This window comes from Pseudomonas sp. GL-RE-26, from assembly GCF_019956275.1.
In the GTDB taxonomy this organism is placed as follows: domain Bacteria; phylum Pseudomonadota; class Gammaproteobacteria; order Pseudomonadales; family Pseudomonadaceae; genus Aquipseudomonas; species Aquipseudomonas grandcourensis.
Window position 1 is genome coordinate 1 of sequence record NZ_JAHBDI010000021.1, and the last position, 25,856, is coordinate 25,856.

The following is a 25,856-nucleotide window of genomic DNA, read 5'->3' on the forward strand; positions in this document are numbered from 1 at the left end:
GTAATTGCTCAGCAGGCTGTCGGCCAATTTAACCAGTTCAGGATCAGGTTTGACTCGTTTGGCGCGCTTGGATTTTGGCTCGGTCATTGGATTTCCTTGGGGTAGGCAGTCTCCTGCCAAATGACCGTTTACACAAAACTAATTACACCCTCCGGTGGGGCCCTGATTGCCGCGGCGGTGTTCTGGAAAATCCTCCCGGAATCGCGCAACTTCCGCGCCCGCTCGCTGCACCCGCGCAGCCTGCTCGACGGTTTCACCATGCACTTTCGCGACACCGGCCTGCCGCTGCTGTTTCTTGAAGCCTTTGTGTTGATGGGCGCGTTCGTCACGCTGTTCAACTACATCGGCTATCGCCTGCTGGCCGCGCCGTACCACATGGAACAGGCCTTTGTCGGGGTGCTGTCGGTGGTGTACCTGTCGGGCATCTACAGCTCAGCGAAAATCGGCTCGCTAGCCGACAGACTCGGTCGCCGCAAAGTGCTCTGGTGCACCATCGCGCTGATGATCGGTGGTCTCGCCCTGACGATGTTCACGCCATTGCCGCTGGTGATCATCGGCATGCTGATCTTTACCTTCGGCTTCTTTGGCGCCCATTCGGTGGCCAGCAGCTGGATCGGCCGCCGCGCCACCAGGGCCAAGGGGCAAGCATCGTCCTTGTACCTGTTCAGCTACTACGCCGGGGGGAGCATCGCCGGCACGGCAGGTGGCCTGTTCTGGCACCTGGGCGGTTGGAACGGCATCGGGTTGTTCATCGGCACGCTGCTGGTGATTGCGCTGCTGGTCGCGTTGAAGCTGGCGAAGTTGCCGTTGTTGCCGGGTACAGCGAAGGTTTAGCCACAACTGCACCCTAGCGGTAATCGCGAGCCAAGGTACACTGACGGCATTCGTCAGTCTTGGTAAAGGGAAGCCAGAATGCGCCTGGACCGTCTCCACATTCAAAATTTTCGTTGTTACGAAGATGCTACTTTCGACTTTCAGCCGGGTTTCAATCTGGTGGTGGGGGTTAATGGGAGCGGGAAGACTTCTTTGTTGCAGGCTGCGGCCGTTTCGTTCATTGAATATGCGAATTCGATAAAACTACAGCCCATCGGCTTAGACCTGAACGACGTGCGCTTTGTCATCAACAAATTTGAAAGCCGTAGCCGCTTCGAAAGAAAGTTCCCGCTTCTGCTTGCAGCTCAGGGAGATATTTTAGGAGTCAATAAATGGGAAACCACTCAAGCGAGTGAGCATCTCCCTCCTTTGGTAGATCTTGAGTTAATGCTTGCAACAGATAAAGAGCTCGCAAAGTTCGACCTCGGAGAAAGTGTCGAGCTACCCGTTCTCGCTTTCTATCGATCTAATCGTCAATGGAAAGGCGCAAATATTTCGGCCGAGTTTGCGGCACAGCAAAAAATCTCCCGCTTGGACGGATACACGAATTGGTTTGATGCAGTTACCGACTTAAAAGACTTCGAAAGTTGGCTGATCGGCAAGACGCTCGAACGCATGCAAAGTTTGCTGGATTCAAAAACGGCAATACCGACATTCGATGACGAACTGACGCTGGTTAATCAAGCAATCGGGATAGCTCTGCCGAATGCAAAAAACCTTCGTTACGACCTCAGGCTTCAAAGCCTATTGATAGATGTTGAAGGAGGCATAACCATTCCCTTCAACAACCTTAGTGACGGCCAGCGAGGCATGGTCGCCCTCTTCGCAGACATCGCACGTCGCATGTGCATCCTCAACCCTCACATGGGCAAGGACGTCCTGAAAAACACTTCAGGCGTAGTCATCATCGACGAACTGGACATCCATCTTCACCCAGCCTGGCAACGCAACATCGTGCCTGCGCTGAAACAAGCTTTCCCGAAAGTCCAATTCATCGCCGCCAGCCACTCCCCTCAAATCATCGGTAGCCTCAAGCCCGAAGAAGTCATCATTCTGCACAACGGCGATCCATCCCACCCACGGGTCACCTACGGCCTGGACTCCAGCAGCGTGCTGGAGGAAGTGATGGGGGTTACCCAACGCGAACCCGAAATTGAAAAAATGCTCTCGGAACTGTTTTCAACACTGGAAGACAACGACCTGAAGAAAGCCAAGGCGCAACTCAAGGCACTGAAGTTGAGAGCCCCTGATCTTCCGGAATTCGCTGGAGCAGAGGCGCTGATCAGGCGCAAGGAGATCCTCGGTAAATGAAACGAGTGCTCAAAGGAATTGAACCCGCTTCATTTACAAGATGGAAAAGCTCGGCAAACGAAGAGTGGAGTCCTACTTATCCAACACTGCAAAATCCGCAAAAGCGTGATTTGCACAACAGTTTGCTGCAAGAACAAGGCTTCTTCTGTTGCTACTGCGGTAGAGAGATAGATACTGCCAGCAGTCATATCGAACACTTCAGGCCTCAAGAACACTATGAGGAGTTGGCATTGGAGTACCATAACCTCCACGCCTCCTGCCTGCGAGAGACAACACCTGGCAATCCATTGCACTGCGGTCATCGCAAAGGCAACTGGTTTGACGAAGCGCAGCATATCTCACCGATGGATGAGCATTGCGAGCACCGTTTCCGTTATCTGCAGACCGGCGAAATTCAAGCAACCGAACGAGACGATCTGCCGGCAACGAAAATGATTGAAGTACTGGCACTCGATATTGCCTACCTCAACAATCGCCGACAGAGCACAATCCGTGGTTTATTCGATGACGAGTTCATCACACAGGCCAGTGAGGAAGACCTGGTCCGCCTCGTTGCTGCTATTCGCTCTAACAGTATCCTTGAGCAAAAAGCTTTCGATCACGTGATCGCACGCTACGCCGAACAGCTCATTGGACACTGAAAATCTGCACAATGAAAAACGCCCAGTATAAACCGGGTGTTTTTCATTGAACGGTAGTGCAACTACCTGAGCACCACCCGCGCCTCCAGGGCATCGTCACGCTTCTCCAGCGTCAGGGTTTGCAGCGCGACTCCATCGCGCTCGATCCCATCGAGCCACTGCATCAAGGGCTGCGCATTGCCATTGAGGGTCACGCGCAGCAGATCACTGTCGCTCTCCATCTGAAGGATCTCCAGCCCCGCCGCCGCAGCGCTTTCGCTGATGCGCAGCGATAGCGGTTTTTCGCTGTCGACGGGGACATGGCTGCGCGGCAACGCCCGTTGCAGTTGTGCGGCCAGCCCCGCCTGCTGTTGGTATTGTCGCTCGGCTGTTTCCAGCCGCTGCCGGGTCGGTTGCCAGATCAGGCTGAAAGCCACAACCGCCAACAAAAAAGCCCCCAACACTTGCAACAGCCGTTGTTCGCGCGCGGAAATGCGCCGCCATGTCTGCTTCATGCCTCGTCCTCCACGGTGAGGGTGGCGTGCACCCGGTCAGCGGCTTTATTTGCGCTATCGAGCCGGACGGGCATGCCTTGTTGTCGTCCGCGTTCCCGCAACTGCTCCAGCTCGGTAAAACCGCTGGCGGTCAGCTGGATTTTCCATCCTTCGCCTGCTCGAAACTCGATGCGCTGGACCTCGACCGGGCTAGCGCCAATCACCTGCTCAATCAACCGGACCAGCCCGGCAATGCGGGTGTTTTGCGAATCCACAGGCTGGCTTTGCAGGGCCTTGAGTTGCGCTGACATATCGACGATGCGGCTTTGCTCCGGGTAAAGCGCCTTGAATCGCTGTTCATTCTGGGTGGCCAGGCGCCGGGCTTCGCTGTCGAGGAAGCGGATCCGCGTTTCGCTGGCACCCCAGGTCAACAGTGCCAGCATCAACAGCGCCCACCCGCCGGCACGCCAGGGCAGACGCTTGCCCCGTGGGGCGAACGCCCCCTGCAGCAGGTTGATGGCCTGGGTTGGGCGGTGGGCCAGGCATTGGTCGATGACGGCAGGGGCCTCACGCTCGTCCAGCCATTGCATGTCCTTGGGCAATAACGGCGTGAGCAGTGCCAGGTCGTCTTGCGACAACGCCAGGCGCGCCGACAGGCCTGCACCCAACAACCAGCGACCGAACCACCATGCGCCGCACGGCTGATCACCGGACAACAGATCGGCATCGACGAACACCCCGCGCACCTCAATACCCGCCTCGCGCAGCAAGTCGAGTACGGCGGCCAACCGTTCGCGGTCAATGACCATGACCGGGTAGCAGCCGTCACGATCACGAGCGCCAACGCTCAGATGCACAACTTCCAGCGCGTCACTCAGTTGATCTTCCACGGCGTAGGCCATGGCCTGGGCTTCGGGCCTGCGTCGCGACGGCCATGGCTCGCTGCGAACCCAACTGCACATTTCCATGGGCAACAGCACATCAACTACCTGCCCCTGCAATGCGGAGGCCGCCTGATTCAGCGGCATCGGCAGGCGTCGAAGGGTTGGCGACCACAGGACGCAGGGCCAGAGGCCCGATGGTGCGTCTTGCCCCTCGGCGGTCAGGTAAAGCCAAGTGTTCATCGCGGTCTCTCGTGGCTACTCATGGGAAGAAAACGTCGTTGCAGCACCGTCAGTTGTCGAGTCTTGGGGTCGTGTCCGACATCCGTGGCCAAGTGCAGTTCGCGCCCGTCCCGGGTCACCTGCACCCTTATCCGATACCAGCGGCTTTGGGTGCCAAGCCCGTGACTGCTCAGGCCCTGCCCGGAGAGCAACGGGTCCTGGGTAAACGCCTGGACGCTCGCCCAGGGCATTGTTGCCGCCTGATGCGCCAGCGCATCGGCGGTCGCGGCGTCCACCTCGCCGAGTGTTCTCAACAGCAGCGCCGGTGCGGTGTTGATGTTCAAGGCGGTGTCGGCGGGCAGCAGCGCCACCCAGGGTTCCAGCCGCTGCAGCAGGCGAGCGTCAATGCCAGGCAGCAAGCGCAGTTGGCTCAGTTCCCCCAGCGGCCCGACCTGGCTCAGTTGCAGAGGAGGCAGTTCGAGCAACTCGAGCAGGCGCGCCCAACGGTTGAGGGTGACCTGATCCACCTGCCCCTGGCGTAACAACCCATTGAGATTGAAGCGTCCGGCGAGGTCATCGATATCGATTCGGATCTGCGCATCTTCAACCTCGAAACCCGGTGCCATGGCCGTCCAGCCTTGAATCCGCTCGACGGGTTTTTTTGCGTCCTGCAACGCGTCGCGCAACAGCAACAACGCCCAGGTTTCCCCGCCCAATGCGAGTTGCCGCAGCTGTATTTGCTGCAACTGTTGCCCACTGCTTTGCAGCGAAAGGTGATGGCTGCGCAACACGCCACCAATGATCAGCAGTGCCAGGCTCATGACCAGCAATACACTGATCAACGCAATGCCGCGTTGGCGCCCGTTCACGGCAATGCACCCGGCATCGGCAACACCCGACGAATCGATTCGAAGCGCCCGACAGAGACTTGCACCTCCAGCGCCATGGGCGCCTTCGCATCCTGCCCGGCCACCCAATGAGCGACCCAGCCGGACTGGCTGTCGAACAGACGCCAGCGCAACTCACGAACGCCTTCGAGCAGTTTTTGCCGCTGCACCAACTCCGTACCTTCGCCCTGGCTTTCGCGCCACAGCACGCCGCCATCGAGGCGATAGGTCAGCATCTGGCGCTCACTGCGCGGCTGGTCCAGAGGATTGCGCCAGTGACTGCGCTGGAACTGCAAAAGCGGCGCTGCGAGCACCACCGGCTGTGCGGTGACGTGCAGCAGATCCCGCTCGATCACCGCCATCGCTCGTTGCAGGCTCCTCAGCTCTCGCTCGTGGGCCGCCGTGCCCTGTTGCACTCGCAGCACGCTATCGAACAAGCCCCAACTGGCCAGCCCCAGCACGGCGAAGATGGCCATGGCGATAACCAGCTCCAGCAAGGTGAACCCACGCTGCCTAGTCATGAACCGCAAGTATCCAGCCACTGGCACGATGCAAGGCGTGCGCACTGTTCGCCGGGCTGACCTGAATGTCGACCTGGAGCAAACGCGGATCGCCGGTGGCGCTGATGTGCTGTTGCAGCACCCAATCGCGCTGATCCATGGACACGATCTGTTGTTGCTGGCCGGCCGCCAAGCCGGATTGCAGGCGTAGCTCGTTCAACCGGTTGTCCGCCAGCCACGCCGCAAACAGTCGCTCCTCAACAGCGCCGCGCTGCTTCACCGCGTATTGACTGGCCGACAGCATGGCTGCCGCCAGTGTCGCGAAGACCGCCAGGGCCACCATGATCTCCAGCAGCGTGAAGCCACCCATGGACGACAAGGATGACCGGCTAGTCATCGATCGCCACCTCGCCGATGCCATCGCCGGACAGGCTCAGCCAGGTCCTGTTGCCGGACTCGAATGCCAGCGTGAAGGCACTGGTTTCATCGTTGCTGAGCAACAGCAACTGCGGGGGGCCTTCGTCGGCGCCCAGCCCTGCCCCATAGCCGTCCTGCTGCAAACGTACTCGCACGTTCAGAGGCCAGTCGGTCAGTTCCTTCACCGGCTCCCATCCACGAACACCCAGATGCATCACCCGGTAGCCATCGGCACTCAGGCGCAGGCCATATTCCTGGCCTTCGAACACCGCACGCTCACGCAGTTGATGAATCACCTGCACCATCGCCTCGGCTTCCTGCTTGACCTGACGCGCGAGATTACCCCCACCGGCAAGGCTCACCATGCCCAGCAATATGCCGACCACGACAATCACGACCATCATTTCCAGCAAGGTAAACCCTCGGCAGCGGTAGCCCACGGATCAATGGCCCCAATTGCCGATTTCGGCTGCAAACCCTTCGCCGCCCGCTACGCCATCGGCGCCCAGGGAATACAGGTCGTAAGTGCCGTCTACCGATCGCACACCCGGATTGAGGTACTGATAAGGCGTGTTCCACGGGTCGACCGGCATGCTCTTGAGGTAACCCTGAGGGTTCCAGCCCCGTGCCGCGGGCAGTCCGGAGGGACGTTTGACCAACGCTTCCAGGCCTTGCTGGGTCGAGGGGTAATGGGCGTTGTCGAGGCGGTACATTTCCAGGGCGGTGGCGATGGCCTGGATATCGATTCTGGCGGCAGTGACCTTGGCTTGATCGGGGCGGCTCATGAACTGTGGCACCACAATGGCCCCCAGCACGCCGATGATGACCACCACCACCATGATTTCGATCAGGGTAAAACCGCGTTGCGCACGGGAAAGGTTTTTGCGGACAGGTTGCATGGATCAATTCACCAATTGGTTGAGGCTGAGAATCGGGAGCAGGATGGCCATGACGATCAGCAGCACGACGCCGCCCATCAGCACAAGCATCGCCGGCTCGAAGAGGCTCACCACCAGCGCAATGCGCGCGGCGAGGCTGTTTTCCTGTTGTTCGGCGGCCCTGGCCAGCATGCGGTCGAGCTCGCCGGCACGTTCGCCGCTGGCGATCATGTGCAGCATCATCGGCGGAATGTCGCCGCTCAGTTCCAGGCCGCGGGTCAGCGTTCCGCCTTCGCGGACCGAGCGGGCGACATCGACCATCCGCGCGCGGATGGTCAGGTTGCCGATGACCGCGGCGGCAATTTCCAGGGCGTCCACCAAGGGCACGGCACTTTTGCCGAGGATTGCCAGGGTGCTGGCAAACCGCGCGGCTTCCATGGCACGCAGCACTTCACCGATGACTGGCGCATTCAGCACCCAACGATGCCAGCGCAAACGCCACTGCGGCCGCTGCCAGCTCCAGCGCCACAGGCCGAACAGCGTCGCCAGTACGCTCATCAACAACAGGAAATGGTCGCGCAGGCCGTTACTCACGCCGATCAGCGCCTGGGTCAGCCAGGGCAACGGCTGGCCGCTGTCGACGAAGATCTTCACCACATCCGGCACCACATAACCGAGCAGAAAACCGACGATCGCCACACTGGCCAACATCAGGATCAACGGGTACACCAGAGCCATCTGGATCTTTTGCCGCGAGGCCTGGCGGGCCTGGGTGTAGGCCGCCAGTTGCTCCAGCACTTGGCCCAGATGCCCCGAGCGTTCTCCAGCGGCCACGGTGGCGCGGAACAACTCGGGGAAGGCTCGTGGAAATTGCCCCAGTGCCGAGGCCAGGGCGTGGCCTTCCATGACCCGGCTCCTGACCGCCGAGAGCAAGCCCGCAACCTTGCGCTTTGAGCTCTGCTTCGCCACCGCATCGAGCGCTTCTTCCAGGGGCAGTCCGGCCTGAACCAGCGTTGACAGTTGCAACGTCAACAGCGCCAGATCAGCAGCACTCAGGCGTCCACCTCGCGACTGCCGGCCCGCACCGCCGCCGCCCCGGACCTCGGTCAACACACGCGGCCACAAACCACGTTCACGCAACAACTGTCTCCCATGGCGGGGTCCATCGGCCTCCAGCCGTCCCTTGCAGGATCGTCCCTGGGCGTCGTGGGCGCGGTAGTCGAAGGTCGGCACTGGTCAGTTCTCCTGGGTCACACGCAGCAACTCATCGAGGCTGGTCAATCCTTCCAGCACTCGCTGGCGCCCGTCCAGGAACAGGCTGCGCGAGACCTTGCGCGTTTCGTCGACGAGGATTTGCTCACTGGCGCCCTGATGGATCAGCGCCGAGACTGCGGGTGTTACGCTGATCAGTTCGTAAATGCCGATACGTCCGCGATAGCCGTGCTGGCACTGTTCACAGCCCGAGGCCTTGAACAGGGTGTGCGGCGTGCTCGTGTCGAACCCCAGGCGCTGGCAGGCCGCCGCATCGGCGAGGTACGCAACCTTGCAATGGGGGCACAAGGTGCGCAGCAGACGCTGGGCCAGAATGCCCACCAGCGAGGACGCCAGCAGATAGGCATCGACGCCCATGTCTACCAGCCGTGTGACCGCTCCGACCGCACTGTTGGTGTGCAGGGTCGAAAGCACCAGATGCCCGGTCAAGGACGCCTGGACAGCGATCTCGGCGGTTTCGCGGTCACGGATTTCGCCAACCATCACCACGTCCGGGTCCTGGCGCAAAATCGCCCGCAGGCCCCGGGCGAAGGTCATGTCGACTTTCGGATTGACCGGCATCTGGCCGACACCCGTCAGGTGATATTCGATCGGGTCTTCGACCGTGAGAATGTTCCGAGTCTGGTCGTTCAGGCTGCTCAGCGCGGCGTACAGGCTGGTAGTCTTGCCGGAACCGGTCGGCCCGGTCACCAACAGGATGCCGTGGGGCTTGCCCAACAGATGACGCAGGGTCGCGAGGGTATCGTCCGGCATGCCCAGCCGATGCAGGTCCAGGCGCCCGGCCTGCTTGTCGAGCAAGCGCAGCACCACCCGTTCGCCATGGGCCGAAGGCAGCGTCGAGACCCGCACATCGACTTCATGCCCGGCCAGGCGCAAGGCCATTCGCCCATCCTGGGGCACGCGTTTTTCCGCGATGTCCAGGCGCGCCATGACCTTGATCCGCGACACCAGCAGCGTCGCCAGTTCGCGCTTGGGCCTGAGCATTTCACGCAGTTGGCCATCCACCCGCATGCGCACCGACAGGTACTGCTCGAAGGTTTCCAGGTGCACATCCGAGGCATGCTCACGCACCGCTTCACCGAGCAGCGCGTTGATCAGGCGAATGATCGGTGCGTCGCCCTGTTGCTCCAGCAGGTCGGCGGTTTGCGGGACCTGATCGACTAGGCTGAGCAAGTCCAGTTCTTCGTCCAGCCCCTGGGCAACTTGCTCGACCGCACTGTGCCCCTCGCGATAGGCCGCCGCCAGGCGCGAGGCGTACTCATCGGCCCCGACGATTTGAAACGGCAATGCCCGTCCGCACACCCGGCGCGCTTCCGCCAATGCGGTGAGCGGCGCATCACTGCGCAGGACAAGGCGCAGGTCGTCGCCGTCATGCTCCAGCAACACGCCAAAACGCCGGGCGAAGCCGAAGGGCAATTGCTCGCAGAGTTCACTCATGGATTCACTGCGCCTTGCCGCGCAAATCGAACACCGGCGCATCGCTGGCCGGTTCGAACAAGCCGCGCGCCTCGGATGGCAGCAACAGCGAGTTGTTTTCCCCCGCCCCTGATTTGCTCAAGTCACGCAGCGCGTTGTAACGCTGCTGGCTGACCTGGGACAGGTCTTCCTTGCTGCGCACGATGGTCGGGCGCAAGAACACCATCAGGTTGCTTTTGGTCTGGGTGTCGCGGCTCCAGCGGAACAACGCGCCGAGGTAGGGAATGTCTCGCAGCAGCGGCACGCCGCTTTTCTGGGTACGCACGCTGTCCCTGATCAGGCCGCCGATCACGATGATTTCGCCATCGTCGGCGAGGATGGTGCTCTTGAGCGCTCGCTTGTTGGTGATCAGGTCCGAGGAGTCGATGCCCGATACCGACGGTGCGATGTCCGACACTTCCTGCTCGACCTCCAGGCGCAACGTCGAGCCTTCGTTGATGTAAGGCTTGATCTTCAGGCTGATGCCAACGTCCTTGCGCTCGACGGTGGTGAACGGATTCTCCGCACCGTTGCTGTTGGTGGCGTAGGAACCGGTCTTGAACGGCACGTTCTGGCCGACGATGATCTCGGCTTCCTGATTGTCCAGGGTCAACAGGCTCGGCGTGGACAGCAGGTTGCTGTGGGTGTTGCTGGCCAGCGCCGAAACCAGCGCACCGAAGCGGTCACCGCCCAGTTGCAGGATCGCCCCTTCTGGCGCTGATCTCTTCTCGTCGAACTTCAGCCCACCGACGATCGGAATGTCGGTGCCGGGAAAGTTGATGAAGCCCTTGGCGTTGCCTGTGTTGAGGTTCCACTGCACACCAACGGCCTCGGCGATGTCGCCGGAGATTTCGACGATGGCGGCATGGATCAACACCTGAGCCCGTGGCTGGTCCAGCTGACGCACGATGTTTTCGATGGTCCGTACCTGGGCTGGTTCGGCAATCAGCACCAGCGCGTTCTGGCTTTCATCGGCCTTGATCATGAAGGCTGCACCACCAGATGAATCTTTGGCGCTGCCGACGGTGGCCACCTGTTTTCTGCCCTGCCCCATCGACTCAAGAATCTCGGCCAACTGCTTGGCATCGCTGTGACGCAGGCGAATCACCCGGGCATTGTCGAGGGTCGTGGTGGCCGGCGTATCCAGACCTCGGGCCAGCTCGATCAGGCGCTGGCGAACGACCGGCGGGCCAATGAAAATCAGGCGATTGGTCCTGGTGTCGGCCAGTACCTGTATCGCTGAATCGGCATTGCGCTTGCCCATGGAGGCCTCGATCACCGGCGCGACATCGCCCGCCAGGGCATGCTTGAGCTGGACCACCGCGTACAGGTTGTTCTGACCGGAGTCCAGTTCGCGGATCACCCGGGCGATGCGCTTCACATTGGCAGCCGTATCGGTCAGCACCAACGCGTTGGCCGACACCGAAGGGCCGACATAACCATTGGCAGAGACCAATGGCCGCACCAACCCGGCAATATCAGTGGCGCTACCGGTGTTCAAGCCGATGACTTCGGTCACGAACTGCGACGCCGTGGTGGTTTTGACCGTGCCCTGGCCGGCACGGGTCTTGGCCTCGGCGACGGGGGTGATGAGGATCCGGTCGCCCTCATCGATCACCGTGAAGTTGTGGGCATCGAGCACCGAATAGAACAACCGGCGCACCCCTTCACGATCGAGGGCCTGCCGGGACATGACCGTGACTCGACCGGAGACTTTGGGGTCCAGCACTACGGTGGTCCCCAGAATGTTGGAGATCTCTTCGACGATGTCGCGCAGCTCTGCGTTGTTCATCGCCAGTTGCCACTTTTCTTCCTCGGCCTGAAGCGCGCCATGGGAAAGCGTTACCACCATGGCGACGAAAAAAATCACCGGTCGCAGTGCTTGCGCACCGAGAAAGCTATTCATGAACTTGATCACTCTGTCGACCCGGCAAGCGGGCTAAAAAAACGCGGAGAAATACTGGGCACTTGTGGCTTGCCGTGGGGGTCGAGCCGTTGCAGAAAACCCGTGACGGGAGGCTGGAGCGTCAACAGTTCCTCTCGGCCCTTGCTCCACAACACCGCGTGATCGGGCTCGACGCGACGCAAGACGCTGCCACCGGGCAAGCGCTCGCCGACCTGGTAGATGCGCGCGCCTTGCGAGTCCGCCAGCAGCACCCGGGACAAGCCGTGGGTGACGACGAAGCTTGCCTTCAAGGTCAGCGGTTCCGCGCTCGGCAGCAATTCGGCACCCGTGGTCAGACCGAGCACCGTTGCAACCGCCGTTGCGTCGAGCGCTTGAGGGGGTGCGGGAGCGGCTCGCGAGGCCGCGAGCGGTGCTGGCAACACCAACTGTTCGCGATAGCGCCACTCCTGCCAGCCCAGGAATGCCCCGTAGACCAACGGCACGACCAACAGGCTCGCCTTGCCCAGGAGCAAGGCCAGTCCGGTAAAGCGCTCGCGCGAAAACATCACCATGGCCTCACTCAAGTCGCCCGGGCCCAGGCTTGCCGCACAGGCGCAAAGACATACGTCGCAGCACCCGGTGGTTGCAGGCCTCATGCACGATAACGGCGCCGATGTGGACGGCCAGCAGCAGCGACAACACCACACACGCCCACGTGTGGACCTTGACGAACAGGGCGATCAGGCGTGGATCGCTTAACGGCTGAGCGATCTCGATAACCCCGAATACATTGATCGGGCGATCCATCATCAACACGCCGGTCACCAGAACGGCACCGACGATGAGGTAAATCGATGAGTGCACGAACAGTGCGAGCACCTCGACAAGCGACAACGACCTCAGGCCCGAAAAACGGGTATGAGTGAAAAACAGAAAAAGGCGCCACAGGTAAAACGGTATGAACACTGTCGTCAGCGAAACGTTGAAGAACGCAACCGACTCCTTGATGTACGCAGACACCTCGAAACCGGCCGCAAGAAAACCAGACAGCAAGGTCCACAGGATCACCGCCGCAGACAACCAATGCAGCAGTACGCGCTGTCTGGAATAACCTGAAACCGTCATTTTCAACTCGATCAACGTCATAGAAGTAAACCTTCAGGCGATCGGCTACCGATCGCCTGAAGTACTACGAGGGGGACTTACAACTTGTTCCACGCCATGTGCCAGTGAGCACCGACACCCGGTTCATAACCGTTGGCGGAGGGGCTGTACTGCTTGCAGTAACCCGACACTTGGAGCGGCTTGCACTCAAAGACTTCGTTGGTCTTTGGATGCAGCACCTTGGTGCCGGCGGTGTAGTCGCTGAGGCCTTCAGGGAACACGAAATCGTATTCGATGCCCGCGCCTTCACCGGTCAGTTGGGTGGTCTGGGTGTCCTGACGAGTCGTGCGGCCATCCAGGGTGGTGCCGACCAGGGTCAGAGTGTGTGCGCCGGGGTTGCTGCGCACATCCATGGACAACGAGGTGGAGCCACTGGCCACTTGTGTAGAGGTGGTACCTACCGGTTTGTTGCTCTGGTCGAGCAAGGTGGCTTCAACGTTCATCGCACGGTTCGCGATCATGCTGAACTCGACCTTCGCCCGGCCTTTATCCAGGACGTATTCGGCTTGCTGCGAGGCCACCGCCATGCGCGCAGCGGTGTCCTCCTTCATGTCCAGTTGCACTTCGTAGCGGACTACCCCGCTTTCTTTTTGTGCGTAGAGGCTGTTGGTGCCTTTGACCGGCTCGACATTACCACTCTCGTCGCGGATACCGGCACGAACAAGGCTGTGGGTCTGGTTGATTTTTTCGGCCAGCTTGAACGACCAGTTTTGCGCCGTGCCGTCTTCAGCGTTATCGATGCTGATTTCGACACTGTAGTCCGGGCTCTCGCCATTGGCGGTGAACGCCCGGGCCTTGACCTTGTCGCCCACCAGCAGCGCCGTCGAAGGCGCAATGCTGCCTACGGAGGACCAGCCGCCAGGCAGCTCAGGCTCCGCCAGGATGTTCAGATCCGCAGCGTTGTAAAACGCGGCATCGGTATCGCCCACGGTCCAGATGGCCAGGACGACGTGATGGCCAGACTTGTCTGCCGGAATGTTGCAGTTGTGCTTGTCGCTGGACTCCGGACGCTTGTTGTCGCCGTTGATGGTGCAGAACGGCGTGCTTTCAAAGGTGGTGCGTTTGAGCGATTCGTTCGGATTCCAGCCGTTGCGGGTGATGAAATACTCGTGCTTGGTGGCCGGGTGAACCGCTGTGTAATGCCACTTGAAATCGATGTTGCGGTCCTTGATTTCAGTCAGGTGCCAACGGGTGGCGGACTGTGCATCCATGGCAGAGAACAGCGCGTGACCACCACTGGCGATCTTGCCATCGACCGGCCCCTGCAAGGGAGCACTGCCGACGCCTGCCGGAAAGCCTTTGAAGGTTTCACCGACACTCTGCGGCTCGTACTGGGCGCCACCGCAGTTGGTGTTCAAGCCTTTCTGGCAAGCCAACGCGCGCGAAGGCGGCACTTCCAGATAGCCATGGGCGGAAACGGTTTGAGAGGCCAGCATTGCCGATAACAGGATCATCGATGAAGTGCAGGCCGTTAAAGCACTTCTTTTATCAAATGTAATTTTCATGATGTATTCCAGACTGCTTATCGAAAACAGGGCGCCTTGTGGGCACCCCTGTTCGCTTCGTGACTGTTCGGCGATACGCCGGACAAGAGCCTGAAACCTTACGGGGATGGAAGAAAGTTCTATGTAGGAGTAATCAACACGCGAGGCAGGAACAGTCTCTCCATTCCTCGGTCCGACAAAGAAAGAAAACATTCTTACAGCTAGTAATGCTTTATCGATTGAGCTTTTAATCGGCATAAAAAAACCTGTCCGGCACTAGGCGGGACAGGCTTTTTGAAAACGGACAATCGCTATTCGTGATACTGCGCCGACAGCTCATGTACCGCGCGCAGGAACGCGCCGGCATGTTCCGGATCGACTTCCGGCGTGATGCCATGGCCGAGGTTGAACACGTGGCCGCTGCCTTTGCCGTAGCTGGCCAGGATGCGCCCGACTTCCGCGCGAATCGCTTCCGGCTTGGCGTAGAGCACGGTCGGGTCCATGTTGCCTTGCAGCGCGACCTTGTCGCCAACACGGACGCGGGCATTACCGATGTCGCAGGTCCAGTCCAGGCCCAGTGCATCAGCACCGGCGTCGGCGATGCTTTCCAGCCACAGGCCGCCGTTCTTGGTGAACAGGATCACCGGCACCTTGCGGCCTTCATGCTCGCGGATCAAACCGCTGACGATTTTCTTCATGTAGGCCAGGGAGAACTCCTGGTACGCCGCTGCCGACAGGTTGCCGCCCCAGGTGTCGAAGATCTGCACCGCTTGGGCACCGGCCATGATCTGGCCGTTGAGGTAGCTGGTGACCGACTGCGCGAGTTTATCCAGCAGCAGGTGCATGGCTTGCGGGTTGTCGTAGAGCATGGCCTTGGTCTTGCGGAAGTCTTTCGACGAACCGCCTTCGACCATGTAGGTCGCCAGGGTCCACGGGCTGCCGGAGAAGCCGATCAGCGGCACACGGCCGTTCAGTTCGCGGCGGATGGTGCTGACCGCGTCCATCACGTAACCCAGGTCTTTTTGCGGATCAGGAATCGGCAGGGCTTCGATGTCAGCCAGGGTGCTGACGACTTTCTTGAAGCGCGGACCTTCGCCGGTTTCGAAATACAGACCCTGACCCATTGCATCGGGGATTGTCAGGATGTCGGAAAAGAGAATCGCCGCGTCCAGTTGTGGATAGCGGTCGAGCGGCTGCATCGTGACTTCGCAAGCGAACGCCGGGTTCATGCACAGGCTCATGAAATCGCCGGCCTTGGCACGGCTGGCGCGGTATTCAGGCAGGTAGCGACCGGCCTGACGCATCATCCACACGGGGGTGACGTCTACGGGTTGCTTGAGCAGGGCGCGCAGGAAACGGTCGTTCTTCAGGGCAGTCATGTCGGCATCCGGAAAAAAAGTACGGGCATTTTCTCAGAGCCGGGCGCAAAAGGCACGGCAAGAGCGGAGGCTTTTGTCTTTCGGGTCAATTTGTCGCAATGAAATACAGAGTTTAGCAACACCGCGAAACAACTGTGGGAGCGGGCTTGCTCGCGAATGCGGTGTGTCAGGCAACAAAACTGTCGACTGATACTCCCTCTTCGCGGGCAAGCCCGCTCCCACATTTTTACTGCATTCGGCTCAGGATCAGGGTTTAGACCCCCAGATAATCCAGGATCCCTTCCGCCGCATTACGGCCTTCGAAGATCGCCGTCACTACCAGGTCCGAACCGCGCACCATGTCGCCACCGGCGAAGATCTTCGGGTTGCTGGTCTGGTGCTTGTACTGACCTTGCTCAGGTGCCACAACACGGCCCTGGCTGTCGGTCTGGATCTCGAACTGCTCGAACCACGGCGCCGGGCTCGGACGGAAACCGAAGGCGATGACCACGGCGTCGGCCGGGATGATCTCTTCGGAGCCCGGGATCGGCTCGGGGCTGCGACGACCACGGGCGTCCGGCTCGCCGAGACGGGTCTCGACCACCTTCACGCCTTCGACCTTGTCTTCACCAACGATGGCAATCGGCTGGCGGTTGTAGAGGAATTTCACGCCTTCTTCCTTGGCGTTCTTCACCTCTTTGCGCGAGCCCGGCATGTTTGCTTCGTCACGACGATAGGCGCAGGTCACCGACTTGGCGCCCTGGCGGATCGACGTACGGTTGCAGTCCATCGCCGTGTCGCCACCGCCCAGTACCACGACCTTCTTGCCTTTCATGTCGACGAAATCTTCCGGCGACTTTTCAAAGCCCAGGTTGCGGTTGACGTTGGCGATCAGGAAGTCCAGCGCGTCGTACACGCCCGGCAAGTCTTCCCCGGCAAAGCCGCCCTTCATGTAGGTGTAGGTGCCCATGCCCATGAATACGGCATCGTATTCTTCGAGCAGTTGCTCCATGGTCACGTCCTGGCCCACCTCGGTGTTGAGGCGGAACTCGATGCCCATGCCGGTGAAGACTTCGCGACGATTGCTCAGCACGGTCTTTTCCAGCTTGAACTCGGGAATGCCGAAGGTCAGCAGACCGCCGATTTCCGGGTTCTTGTCGAACACCACCGGGGTCACGCCGCCACGCACCAGCACGTCGGCACAGCCCAGGCCCGCAGGCCCGGCACCAATGATCGCGACACGCTTGCCGGTCGGCTTGACCTTGGACATGTCCGGACGCCAGCCCATGGCGAACGCGGTGTCGGTGATGTACTTCTCCACCGAACCGATGGTCACCGCGCCGAAGCCGTCGTTGAGGGTGCAGGCACCCTCGCACAGACGATCCTGCGGGCACACCCGGCCGCAGACTTCCGGCAGGGTGTTGGTCTGGTGCGACAGCTCGGCGGCCTGGAGGATGTTGCCCTCGGCCACCAGCTTCAGCCAGTTGGGAATGAAGTTGTGCACCGGGCACTTCCATTCGCAATACGGGTTACCGCAACCCAGGCAGCGGTGGGCCTGGTCGGCCGACTGCTGGGGTTTGAAGGGTTCGTAGATTTCCACGAACTCTTTCTTGCGTTGACGCAACAGTTTCTTCTTCGGATCCTTGCGCCCGACCTCGATGAATTGGAAGTCGTTGCTGAGTCGTTCGCCCATCTTCAAAACCTCTTACACGACAGCTTCAAGCTCTAAGCTTCAAGCTGCAAGACAATCACGGTGGCAGGCACAACGCGCACTGCTGTTAACTTGCGGCTTGAAGCTTGCCGCTTGCAGCTGCGTCGTTACTGCGGATTCGCACGAGTACTGGAGAGCAGAGATTTCAAGCTCGCCGCCTTAGGTTTGACTAGCCAGAAACGACGCAAGTAATCATCGAGGTTCTCGGCGAGTTCACGACCCCACTCGCTGTCGGTTTCCTCGACGTACTCGTTCAGCACGCGTTGCAGGTGGCTGCGGTAGGCTTCCATCGCCTCGCCGCTGATCCGCTGGATTTCCACCAGTTCGTGGTTGACCCGGTCAACGAAGGTGTTGTCCTGGTCGAGCACGTAGGCGAAACCGCCGGTCATGCCAGAGCCGAAGTTGTAACCGGTCTTGCCCAATACGCAGACGAAACCACCGGTCATGTACTCGCAGCAGTGATCGCCAGTGCCTTCCACGACGGTGTGGGCACCGGAGTTACGCACGGCGAAACGCTCGCCCGCGGTGCCGGCGGCGAACAGCTTGCCGCCAGTGGCGCCGTACAGGCAGGTGTTACCGATGATGGCACTGTCCTGGGTGCGGTAGACGCTACCTTTCGGCGGAACGATCACCAGCTTGCCGCCGGTCATGCCCTTGCCGACGTAGTCGTTGGCGTCGCCTTCCAGGTACATGTGCAGGCCACCGGCGTTCCACACGCCGAAGCTCTGACCGGCAGTGCCCTTGAAGCGGAACGTGACCGGCGCGTTGGCCATGCCCTGGTTGCCGTGCTTGCGCGCGATTTCGCCGGAGATCCGTGCGCCGATGGAACGGTCGCAGTTGCAGATATCCAGGGCGAATTCAGCGCCGCTCAGGTCGTTGATCGCCGAGGTGGCCATGTCGACCATTTTCTCGGCCAGCAGGCCCTTGTCGAACGGCGGGTTGCGTTCAACGCCACAGAACTGCGGCTTGTCCGCCGGCACGTGGTCGCTGCCCAGCAACGGGGTCAGGTCCAGGTGATGCTGCTTGGCGGTCTGGCCTTCGAGGATTTCCAGCAGATCGGTACGGCCGATCAGCTCTTCGAGGGAGCGCACGCCCAGCTTGGCCAGCCACTCACGGGTTTCTTCGGCGACGTAGGTGAAGAAATTCACCACCATGTCGACGGTACCGATGTAGTGATCCTTGCGTAGCTTCTCGTTCTGGGTCGCGACGCCGGTGGCGCAGTTGTTCAGGTGGCAGATGCGCAGGTATTTGCAGCCCAGGGCGATCATTGGCGCGGTGCCGAAGCCGAAGCTTTCAGCACCGAGGATGGCCGCCTTGATCACGTCGAGGCCGGTTTTCAGGCCGCCGTCGGTCTGTACACGGACCTTGCCGCGCAGGTCGTTGCCACGCAGGGTCTGGTGGGTTTCGGCAAGGCCGAGTTCCCACGGAGCGCCCGCGTACTTGATCGAGGTCAGTGGCGATGCACCGGTACCACCGTCATAACCGGAGATGGTGATCAAGTCCGCGTAGGCCTTGGCCACACCGGCGGCGATGGTGCCGACGCCCGCTTCTGCTACCAGCTTCACCGAGACCAGCGCCTTCGGGTTGACTTGTTTCAGGTCGAAAATCAGCTGCGACAAGTCTTCGATCGAATAGATGTCATGGTGCGGCGGTGGCGAAATCAGGGTCACGCCTGGTACTGCGTAACGCAGCTTGGCGATCAGACCGTTGACCTTGCCGCCTGGCAGCTGACCACCTTCGCCGGGCTTGGCGCCCTGGGCGACCTTGATCTGCAGCACTTCAGCGTTGACCAGGTATTCCGGGGTCACACCGAAACGGCCGGTGGCAACCTGCTTGATTTTCGAGCTCTTGATGGTGCCGTAGCGCGCCGGGTCTTCGCCGCCTTCACCGGAGTTGGAACGCGCACCGAGGCGGTTCATGGCTTCGGCCAGGGCTTCGTGAGCTTCCGGCGACAGGGCGCCCAGGGAGATACCGGCGGAGTCGAAGCGCTTGAGCACCGATTCCAGCGGTTCGATCTCGCTGATGTCCAATGGAGTGTCGAGGGTTTTGACTTTCAGCAGGTCGCGGATCATCGACACCGGGCGGTTGTCCACCAGCGACGTGTATTCCTTGAACTTGCTGTAGTCGCCCTGCTGCACAGCGGCTTGCAGGGTGTTGACCACGTCCGGGTTGTACGCGTGATACTCGCCACCATGGACGAACTTCAGCAATCCACCCTGCTGGATCGGCTTGCGCGGGCTCCAGGCTTCGGTGGCCAGGGCTTTCTGCTCGGCTTCGATGTCGACGAAACGCGCACCCTTGATGCGGCTTGGCACGCCACGGAAGCTCAGGTTGCAAACTTCCTCGGACAGGCCGATGGCTTCGAACAACTGCGCACCACGGTACGAAGTGATGGTCGAGATACCCATCTTCGACAGGATCTTGAGCAGGCCTTTGGTGATGCCTTTACGGTAGTTCTTGAACACCTCGTAGAGGTCGCCCAGCACTTCACCGGTACGGATCAGGTCGCCCAGCACTTCGTAGGCCAGGAACGGATAAACGGCAGAGGCGCCGAAACCGATCAACACGGCGAAGTGGTGCGGATCGCGAGCGGTCGCGGTTTCCACCAGGATGTTGGAGTCGCAACGCAGGCCTTTCTCGGTCAGGCGGTGATGCACCGCACCGGTGGCGAGCGAAGCGTGGATCGGCAGCTTGCCTGGGGCAATGTGACGGTCACTCAGCACGACCTGGGTACGACCGGCGCGCACGGCTTCTTCAGCCTGATCGGCCACGTTGCGGATCGCCGCTTCCAGGCCGACGCTCTCGTCGTAGTTGAGGTCGATGATCGCGCGCTCGAAGCCCGGACGATCGAGGTTCATCAGCGAGCGCCACTTGGCCGGGGAAATGACCGGCGAGCTGAGGATCACGCGCGAAGCGTGTTCCGGCGACTCCTGGAAGATGTTGCGCTCGGCACCGAGGCAGATTTCCAGCGACATGACGATGGCTTCACGCAGCGGGTCGATCGGCGGGTTGGTGACCTGCGCGAACTGCTGGCGGAAATAGTCGTACGGCGTGCGCACGCGCTGGGACAGCACGGCCATCGGCGTATCGTCGCCCATCGAGCCCACGGCTTCGTAGCCTTGCTCACCGAGCGGACGCAGCACCTGGTCGCGCTCTTCGAACGTGACCTGGTACATCTTCATATATTGCTTGAGCTGATCGACATCGTAGAACGCCGAACCGTGGTCGTTGTCTTCCATGGTCGCCTGGATGCGCAGGGCATTCTTGCGCAGCCATTGCTTGTACGGATGACGGGACTTCAGGCGGTTGTCGATCGCATCGGTGTCGAGGATCTGACCGGTTTCGGTGTCCACGGCAAAGATCTGGCCCGGGCCCACACGGCCCTTGGCGATCACGTCTTCAGGCTGGTAGTTCCAGACACCGATTTCCGAGGCCAGGGTGATGAAGCCGTTCTTGGTGGTGACCCAACGCGCCGGACGCAGGCCGTTACGGTCGAGCAGGCACACCGCGTAACGACCATCGGTCATTACCACGCCGGCCGGGCCGTCCCACGGCTCCATGTGCATCGAGTTGTATTCGTAGAACGCACGCAGATCCGGGTCCATGGTCTCGACGTTCTGCCACGCAGGCGGAATGATCATCCGCACGCCACGGAACAGGTCGATGCCACCGGTGACCATCAGTTCGAGCATGTTGTCCATGCTGGAGGAGTCGGAACCCACGCGGTTGACCAGCGGGCCGAGCTCTTCCAGATCCATCAGGTCGTTGGTGAACTTGGTGCGACGGGCCACGGCCCAGTTGCGGTTGCCGGTGATGGTGTTGATCTCGCCGTTGTGCGCCAGGAAGCGGAACGGTTGAGCCAGCGGCCATTTCGGCAGGGTGTTGGTGGAGAAGCGCTGGTGGAACACGCAAATCGAGGTTTGCAGGCGCTCATCGCTCAGGTCCGGATAGAAGGCGGTCAAGTCCGCCGGCATCATCAGGCCTTTATAAATGATGGTCTTGTGCGAAAAGCTGCACACGTAGTGGTCGGTGTCGGCGGCGTTGGCCACGGACGAGCGACGACGGGAGGTGAACAGCTTGACGGCCATGTCCTGATCGCTCAGGCCTTCACCGCCGATGAACACCTGCTCGATCTGCGGCAGGCGCTCAAGGGCCAGGCGGCCGAGGACGCTGGTGTCGATCGGCACTTTGCGCCAGCCGACCAGTTGCAGACCGGCGGCCAGGATTTCGCGGTTCATGTTCTCGCGAGCGGCTTCGGCTTTGACCGGGTCCTGGTTGAAGAAGACCATGCCCACAGCGTATTGCTTGGGCATTTCGACGCCGAAGGTTTCCTGGGCGATCGCTCGCAGGAACACGTCCGGCTTTTGAATCAGCAGACCGCAACCGTCACCGGTCTTGCCGTCGGCATTAATCCCACCGCGGTGGGTCATGCAGGTCAGGGCCTCAATGGCCGTTTGCAAAAGGGTATGACTGGGCTCGCCCTGCATATGGGCTATCAGGCCGAAACCGCAGTTATCCTTGAATTCATCTGGTTGGTACAGACCTGCTTTCATAGACACTTTCTCACCAGGCTGCTTCTCGCGAAGCAAATTTCTTTTCAATTCAACCACTTACCAACCGCGCCGAACGTACGTCAGCTTTGCGGGGGCAAAAGGGAGGTCATTGTACACACCGACACAGAGGCTCACAAATTTGACGACGAAATGTCGCAAATCTATGTCGCATTTGTGAAAGGTTTAAAGCGATCTGCTGTGCTAGTCAAAACTTTTTTTAATTTTGACCGCAACGACTCAAAGACTACTGTGACGCAGACACCACAAGGCACGCAGCCGCAGGGGATGTTGGCGCGCAACCCGAAGGGACGCGCCCCATTTGGCGCTGGGCAGCGTTGCTCGGAACTTATTTGGAAAAACCAAACTGCGTTCCTCGCGCCTTGCCCAGCGCCAAATGGGTCTGCGTCGCGGTCGTCAGCAAGTGCCAACAGCCCCTGAAGGCGGCGTGCACTTGTAGAAATTTTGAGGTGCTTGGAGAGGCGGCCTGGGTAAGGCCGCCGAATCTTCAGCGAGTTGTTGCCAGTTCCTGTTGGACGCTGGCGACAGTGCGAGGCCAAGGTTTACCAGCCTGAACCTTCGCTGGCAAGGCCTTGATGGCGGAAACGGCTGCATCACGATTGGCGAAGTTGCCGTAGGTGATCACGTAAAGCGGCTTGCCATTGAGGACTTTCTTGAAATAGCGGTACTCGCCGCCCTGCTCCTTGACGAAGCTTTGTGCGGCAGTTTCGGAGCTGGTGCCGAGGATCTGTACGACGTAGTTGCCCGGTGCCTGACCGGCGTACCAGGTACCGCCAGCGGCCTTGGCCGCCGGAGCCGGTTTCTCGGCTGGCTTGGCCGCCACAGCAACGGCTGGCTTGGCTGGCGCTGGAGCAGGCTTGGCCACTGGAGCAGGCGCTGGCTTGGCGGTGGCGACCTGAGTCGGCGCAGGCGTCGGCTTGGCTGCTGGTGTCGGTGTCGGTGTCGGCGCAGGGCCGGCAGGAACGCCCACAGGAGGTGCGGTTGTGGTAACCGTCGGCGGCGTAGCGCTGGAACCCTCGACCGGAACGCCGTCGTCGCCTTCGGTGATGCCGCCTGCGGCTTCAGCCAGCGGGGCGCGCATGACCGGCTGTGAGTTACCGACCAACGGCAATGGCATCGGCTGCGTGTTGCCGGCGAACTCGACGGCCGGAGCACCGCCATTCGCGGTTGGCTGGCCCTGGCCAAGCGGCAGTTGCGCCTGTTCATTGGACGGCGCACCGGTGGTCGGTGCCTTGTTGCGACCTGGAATCAACCAGGCGGCAGCTACCGCGACCACGACCACGGCGGAAATCGCCAATACGTGTTTCTTCGGCATATTGAACCCCATTTTTGGACGCTTGACCGCTGAGCGGCTGGCGATCATGGCTTCGATCATTGCATCGCGGGCGACCTGATTGATGCTGCCAGGCCAACCTTCCGAGCTTTCGTGAATATCAGAGATCTGATCCGCGGTGAAAAGTTCGATACCGCGACCCGCGCCTTCGAGCCGCTGCTCCAGATATTCGCGGGTTTCTTCTTCGGTGTAGGGCTGCAGCTCGATGACGTGGAAGCGCTCTTCCTCGAGATGCAAAGCCTCTAGCTGACCGATCATCGAGGTCTCGCCGAACAGGAACACATGCGGGCGGCCTTCAGGCGCGCCGGCAGCCAGGACCATCAGAGCCTCAAGGGCGGACTCGTCGAGTTGTTCCGCGTCATCGACCAGCAGATAGACTTCCTGGCCGGTCAGTGCAAGCTGCACCACCTGTGCCAGAATCGCGTCGGCATCAGCCTGGCCGACGCTCAGCGCCTGGGCCACCTGGCGCAGCACACCGGCCGCATCGCCGGCGCCGCGGGCAGAAACCACCACACTTTGTACCGATTGCTTGTTGGTGCTGGCGACCAGGGCCTGACGCAACAGGGTCTTGCCACTGCCCTCGGGACCGGTGACCACCAGCAGCAACTGGCTGTAGCGGGCCAGGTGATGCAGTTGTCCCAGCACGGGTTTGCGCTGGGCCGGGAAAAATTTGAAGCCAGGCACCCGTGGAGCAAAAGGGTCATGACTCAACTGGTAATGGCCGAGGAAAGCCTCGTCGGCATGCAAACTAGTCATCGTGTTCTTATTAACCTTTAAGCTGAGCCAGGGCGAGGTAGTCTGCCCCCAGCGTGGCCTGTAGAACCTCTTTCGGATAATCGTCGGTCACCACCGCTTCGCCCATGTGGCGCAGCAGCACCAGGCGCAAACGACCGTCGATCACTTTTTTATCAATGGACATGTGTTCGAGGAAATCGGCTTCTGTCATCTCTTGCGGCGGAATGACCGGCAGCCCCGCACGCTGGAACAGACGAATGCCGCGATCACGCTCCTGCTCGCTGATCCAGCCGAGTCGCGCGGACATTTCCAGCGCCATTACAGTGCCAGCAGCCACTGCCTCACCATGAAGCCATACACCATAGCCCATGTGGGTTTCGATGGCGTGGCCAAACGTGTGGCCCAGGTTCAAGGTGGCACGAACGCCCGTCTCTTTCTCATCGGCACCGACCACCGCCGCCTTCGCCGCGCAGGAGCGCTCGATGGCATAGGTCAGGGCTTGCTGGTCCAGATTGCGCAGGCGGTCGACATTGTCTTCGAGCCAGGTCAGGAACGGCTCATCACAGATCAGCCCGTACTTGATGACTTCGGCCAGCCCGGCGGACAGCTCGCGCGCCGGCAAGGTATTGAGGCTGGCGGTATCGATCAGCACCACGTTCGGCTGATAGAAGGCGCCGACCATGTTCTTGCCCATCGGATGGTTGATTCCGGTCTTGCCGCCCACCGAGGAGTCGACCTGCGACAGCAGCGTGGTCGGAACCTGGATGAAATCGACGCCGCGCTGGTAGCAGGCGGCGGCAAAGCCGGCCATGTCACCGATCACACCGCCACCGAGGGCGATCACCGTGGTACGGCGGTCATGCCGGGCGGTCAGCAGACCGTCGAAAATCAGCTGCAGGGTTTCCCAGGTCTTGAAGGCTTCGCCGTCGGGCAGTACCACGGAAATCACCGAGAACTGCGCCAGGCTGCGGGTCAGACGCTCGAGATAGAGCGGCGCAACAGTCTCGTTGGAGATGATCGCTACTTGCCGTCCGCGAATGTGCGGGGCCAGCAGCTCGGGCTGATCCAACAAACCTTCGCCAATATGAATCGGGTAGCTGCGCTCGCCTAGATCGACCTTGAGTGTCTGCATGTGTCCCCACAGTGAAGATGGAATCAGGCGTTCTGCCCTGAGTTAACGAATATCCACGGCCTCCGCTGGTGTGACGCCGTTCGGTAGCCATCCGCCACAACCTTGAGCGGTCATGGCGAGACGCCGAGGATAGCGCATTTCGCGCGGCGCTTTAACGGGGTGGCAACTGCTGCAGACGCTCTAGAATATCGAGTACGACCATTCGTGGGGGCCGCTCATCGGTTTCGACCACCAGGTCGGCAATTTCCCGATATAGCGGATCGCGGATCTCCAATAGATCCCGAAGGGTCTTGGCCGGATCGGCGGTACGCAACAGTGGCCGGTTGCGGTCGCGGGACGTGCGACCGACCTGCTGCTCGACCGACGCATGCAGATAAACCACTCGCCCACCGGCATGCAGTGCCCGACGATTGGCTTCGCGCATGACCGCGCCCCCGCCTGTCGCCAGCACCACACCGTCGCAATCGCACAGCTCGGCAATCATTGCCTGCTCGCGATCACGAAAGCCCGGTTCGCCTTCCTTATCGAAGATCCAAGGGATATTGGCGCCCGTGCGCAATTCAATTTCCTTATCGGAATCTTTGAATGGCAGGCGCAGCTCTTTGGCCAGCAACCGGCCGATGGTGCTTTTTCCAGCACCCATCGGTCCAACAAGAATCAAATTTCGCACAGA

General features: G+C 60.6%; 21 protein-coding genes and 1 pseudogene. 3 read left to right on the forward strand and 19 right to left on the reverse strand.

The annotated features are described in order from the left end of the window. Positions 1-153 precede the first annotated feature (153 nt). The 3 genes and pseudogenes from KGB07_RS14660 to KGB07_RS14670 form a co-directional block, all read left to right on the forward strand. Positions 154-834, forward strand: a pseudogene (locus KGB07_RS14660) (MFS transporter); the annotation flags it as partial. A gap of 78 nt (positions 835-912) precedes the next feature. After that, positions 913-2,184: an AAA family ATPase gene (locus tag KGB07_RS14665; RefSeq protein WP_223465751.1), complete on the forward strand. Its 1,272-nt coding sequence runs from the start codon at positions 913-915 to the stop codon at positions 2,182-2,184. Next, positions 2,181-2,825 (forward strand): retron system putative HNH endonuclease, encoded by a 645-nt coding sequence (locus KGB07_RS14670; RefSeq protein WP_046039671.1) that lies wholly within the window; start codon positions 2,181-2,183, stop codon positions 2,823-2,825. The genes KGB07_RS14665 and KGB07_RS14670 overlap by 4 nt, the downstream gene beginning before the upstream one ends. 62 nt (positions 2,826-2,887) lie before the next feature. Here the strand turns inward: KGB07_RS14670 and gspM are convergent, their stop codons facing one another. From gspM to aroK, 19 genes are all read right to left on the reverse strand, one after another. Continuing rightward, positions 2,888-3,319 carry a type II secretion system protein GspM gene (gene gspM, locus KGB07_RS14675; protein ID WP_223465753.1) on the reverse strand — a complete coding sequence of 144 codons (432 nt, stop codon included), beginning with the start codon at positions 3,317-3,319 and terminating at the stop codon, positions 2,888-2,890. Beyond that, positions 3,316-4,422 (reverse strand): type II secretion system protein GspL, encoded by a 1,107-nt coding sequence (gspL, locus tag KGB07_RS14680; protein WP_046039669.1) that lies wholly within the window; start codon positions 4,420-4,422, stop codon positions 3,316-3,318. The genes gspM and gspL overlap by 4 nt, the downstream gene beginning before the upstream one ends. Next, positions 4,419-5,270, reverse strand: a complete 852-nt coding sequence (locus KGB07_RS14685) for a type II secretion system protein GspK (protein ID WP_223465754.1) — start codon at positions 5,268-5,270, stop codon at positions 4,419-4,421. Before KGB07_RS14685 ends, gspL begins: the two co-directional genes overlap by 4 nt. Continuing rightward, positions 5,267-5,809, reverse strand: a complete 543-nt coding sequence (locus KGB07_RS14690; RefSeq protein ID WP_223465755.1) for a type II secretion system protein GspJ — start codon at positions 5,807-5,809, stop codon at positions 5,267-5,269. Before KGB07_RS14690 ends, KGB07_RS14685 begins: the two co-directional genes overlap by 4 nt. Beyond that, positions 5,802-6,185: a type II secretion system minor pseudopilin GspI gene (gene gspI / locus KGB07_RS14695; RefSeq protein WP_223465756.1), complete on the reverse strand. Its 384-nt coding sequence runs from the start codon at positions 6,183-6,185 to the stop codon at positions 5,802-5,804. Before gspI ends, KGB07_RS14690 begins: the two co-directional genes overlap by 8 nt. After that, complete coding sequence (gspH, locus tag KGB07_RS14700; RefSeq protein ID WP_080925289.1) at positions 6,178-6,645, reverse strand: type II secretion system minor pseudopilin GspH; 468 nt, start codon at positions 6,643-6,645, stop codon at positions 6,178-6,180. Before gspH ends, gspI begins: the two co-directional genes overlap by 8 nt. A 3-nt stretch (positions 6,646-6,648) precedes the next feature. Next, entirely contained in the window at positions 6,649-7,104 is a 456-nt protein-coding gene (gene gspG, locus KGB07_RS14705) for a type II secretion system major pseudopilin GspG (protein WP_223465757.1), read from the reverse strand. A 3-nt stretch (positions 7,105-7,107) separates the two neighbouring features. After that, the gene (gene gspF / locus KGB07_RS14710) at positions 7,108-8,316 is read right to left on the reverse strand and encodes a type II secretion system inner membrane protein GspF (RefSeq protein ID WP_223465758.1); all 1,209 of its coding nucleotides are present in this window, start codon (positions 8,314-8,316) and stop codon (positions 7,108-7,110) included. Positions 8,317-8,319: 3 nt separating this feature from the next. Next, complete coding sequence (gene gspE / locus KGB07_RS14715) at positions 8,320-9,792, reverse strand: type II secretion system ATPase GspE (RefSeq protein WP_223465759.1); 1,473 nt, start codon at positions 9,790-9,792, stop codon at positions 8,320-8,322. A 4-nt stretch (positions 9,793-9,796) separates the two neighbouring features. Beyond that, the gene (gene gspD, locus KGB07_RS14720; RefSeq protein WP_223465761.1) at positions 9,797-11,716 is read right to left on the reverse strand and encodes a type II secretion system secretin GspD; all 1,920 of its coding nucleotides are present in this window, start codon (positions 11,714-11,716) and stop codon (positions 9,797-9,799) included. A gap of 8 nt (positions 11,717-11,724) precedes the next feature. Beyond that, positions 11,725-12,267, reverse strand: a complete 543-nt coding sequence (locus KGB07_RS14725) for a hypothetical protein (protein WP_223465763.1) — start codon at positions 12,265-12,267, stop codon at positions 11,725-11,727. Between the two features lie 4 nt (positions 12,268-12,271). Continuing rightward, on the reverse strand, positions 12,272-12,820 hold the full coding sequence (locus KGB07_RS14730; RefSeq protein WP_223465777.1) for a cytochrome b: 549 nt from the start codon (positions 12,818-12,820) through the stop codon (positions 12,272-12,274). A gap of 77 nt (positions 12,821-12,897) precedes the next feature. Continuing rightward, positions 12,898-14,364: an N-acetylglucosamine-binding protein GbpA gene (gene gbpA, locus KGB07_RS14735; RefSeq protein ID WP_223465764.1), complete on the reverse strand. Its 1,467-nt coding sequence runs from the start codon at positions 14,362-14,364 to the stop codon at positions 12,898-12,900. Positions 14,365-14,654: 290 nt separating this feature from the next. After that, entirely contained in the window at positions 14,655-15,722 is a 1,068-nt protein-coding gene (hemE, locus tag KGB07_RS14740; RefSeq protein WP_046039658.1) for a uroporphyrinogen decarboxylase, read from the reverse strand. Between the two features lie 253 nt (positions 15,723-15,975). Continuing rightward, on the reverse strand, positions 15,976-17,394 hold the full coding sequence (locus KGB07_RS14745) for an FAD-dependent oxidoreductase (protein WP_223465765.1): 1,419 nt from the start codon (positions 17,392-17,394) through the stop codon (positions 15,976-15,978). Between the two features lie 125 nt (positions 17,395-17,519). Then, the gene (gene gltB / locus KGB07_RS14750; RefSeq protein WP_046039656.1) at positions 17,520-21,965 is read right to left on the reverse strand and encodes a glutamate synthase large subunit; all 4,446 of its coding nucleotides are present in this window, start codon (positions 21,963-21,965) and stop codon (positions 17,520-17,522) included. A gap of 505 nt (positions 21,966-22,470) precedes the next feature. Further along, entirely contained in the window at positions 22,471-24,072 is a 1,602-nt protein-coding gene (locus KGB07_RS14755; protein WP_223465766.1) for an AAA family ATPase, read from the reverse strand. A 10-nt stretch (positions 24,073-24,082) separates the two neighbouring features. Continuing rightward, positions 24,083-25,183, reverse strand: a complete 1,101-nt coding sequence (gene aroB, locus KGB07_RS14760) for a 3-dehydroquinate synthase (protein WP_223465767.1) — start codon at positions 25,181-25,183, stop codon at positions 24,083-24,085. Positions 25,184-25,334: 151 nt separating this feature from the next. Then, the gene (aroK, locus tag KGB07_RS14765) at positions 25,335-25,853 is read right to left on the reverse strand and encodes a shikimate kinase AroK (RefSeq protein WP_046039652.1); all 519 of its coding nucleotides are present in this window, start codon (positions 25,851-25,853) and stop codon (positions 25,335-25,337) included. Positions 25,854-25,856 lie beyond the last annotated feature (3 nt).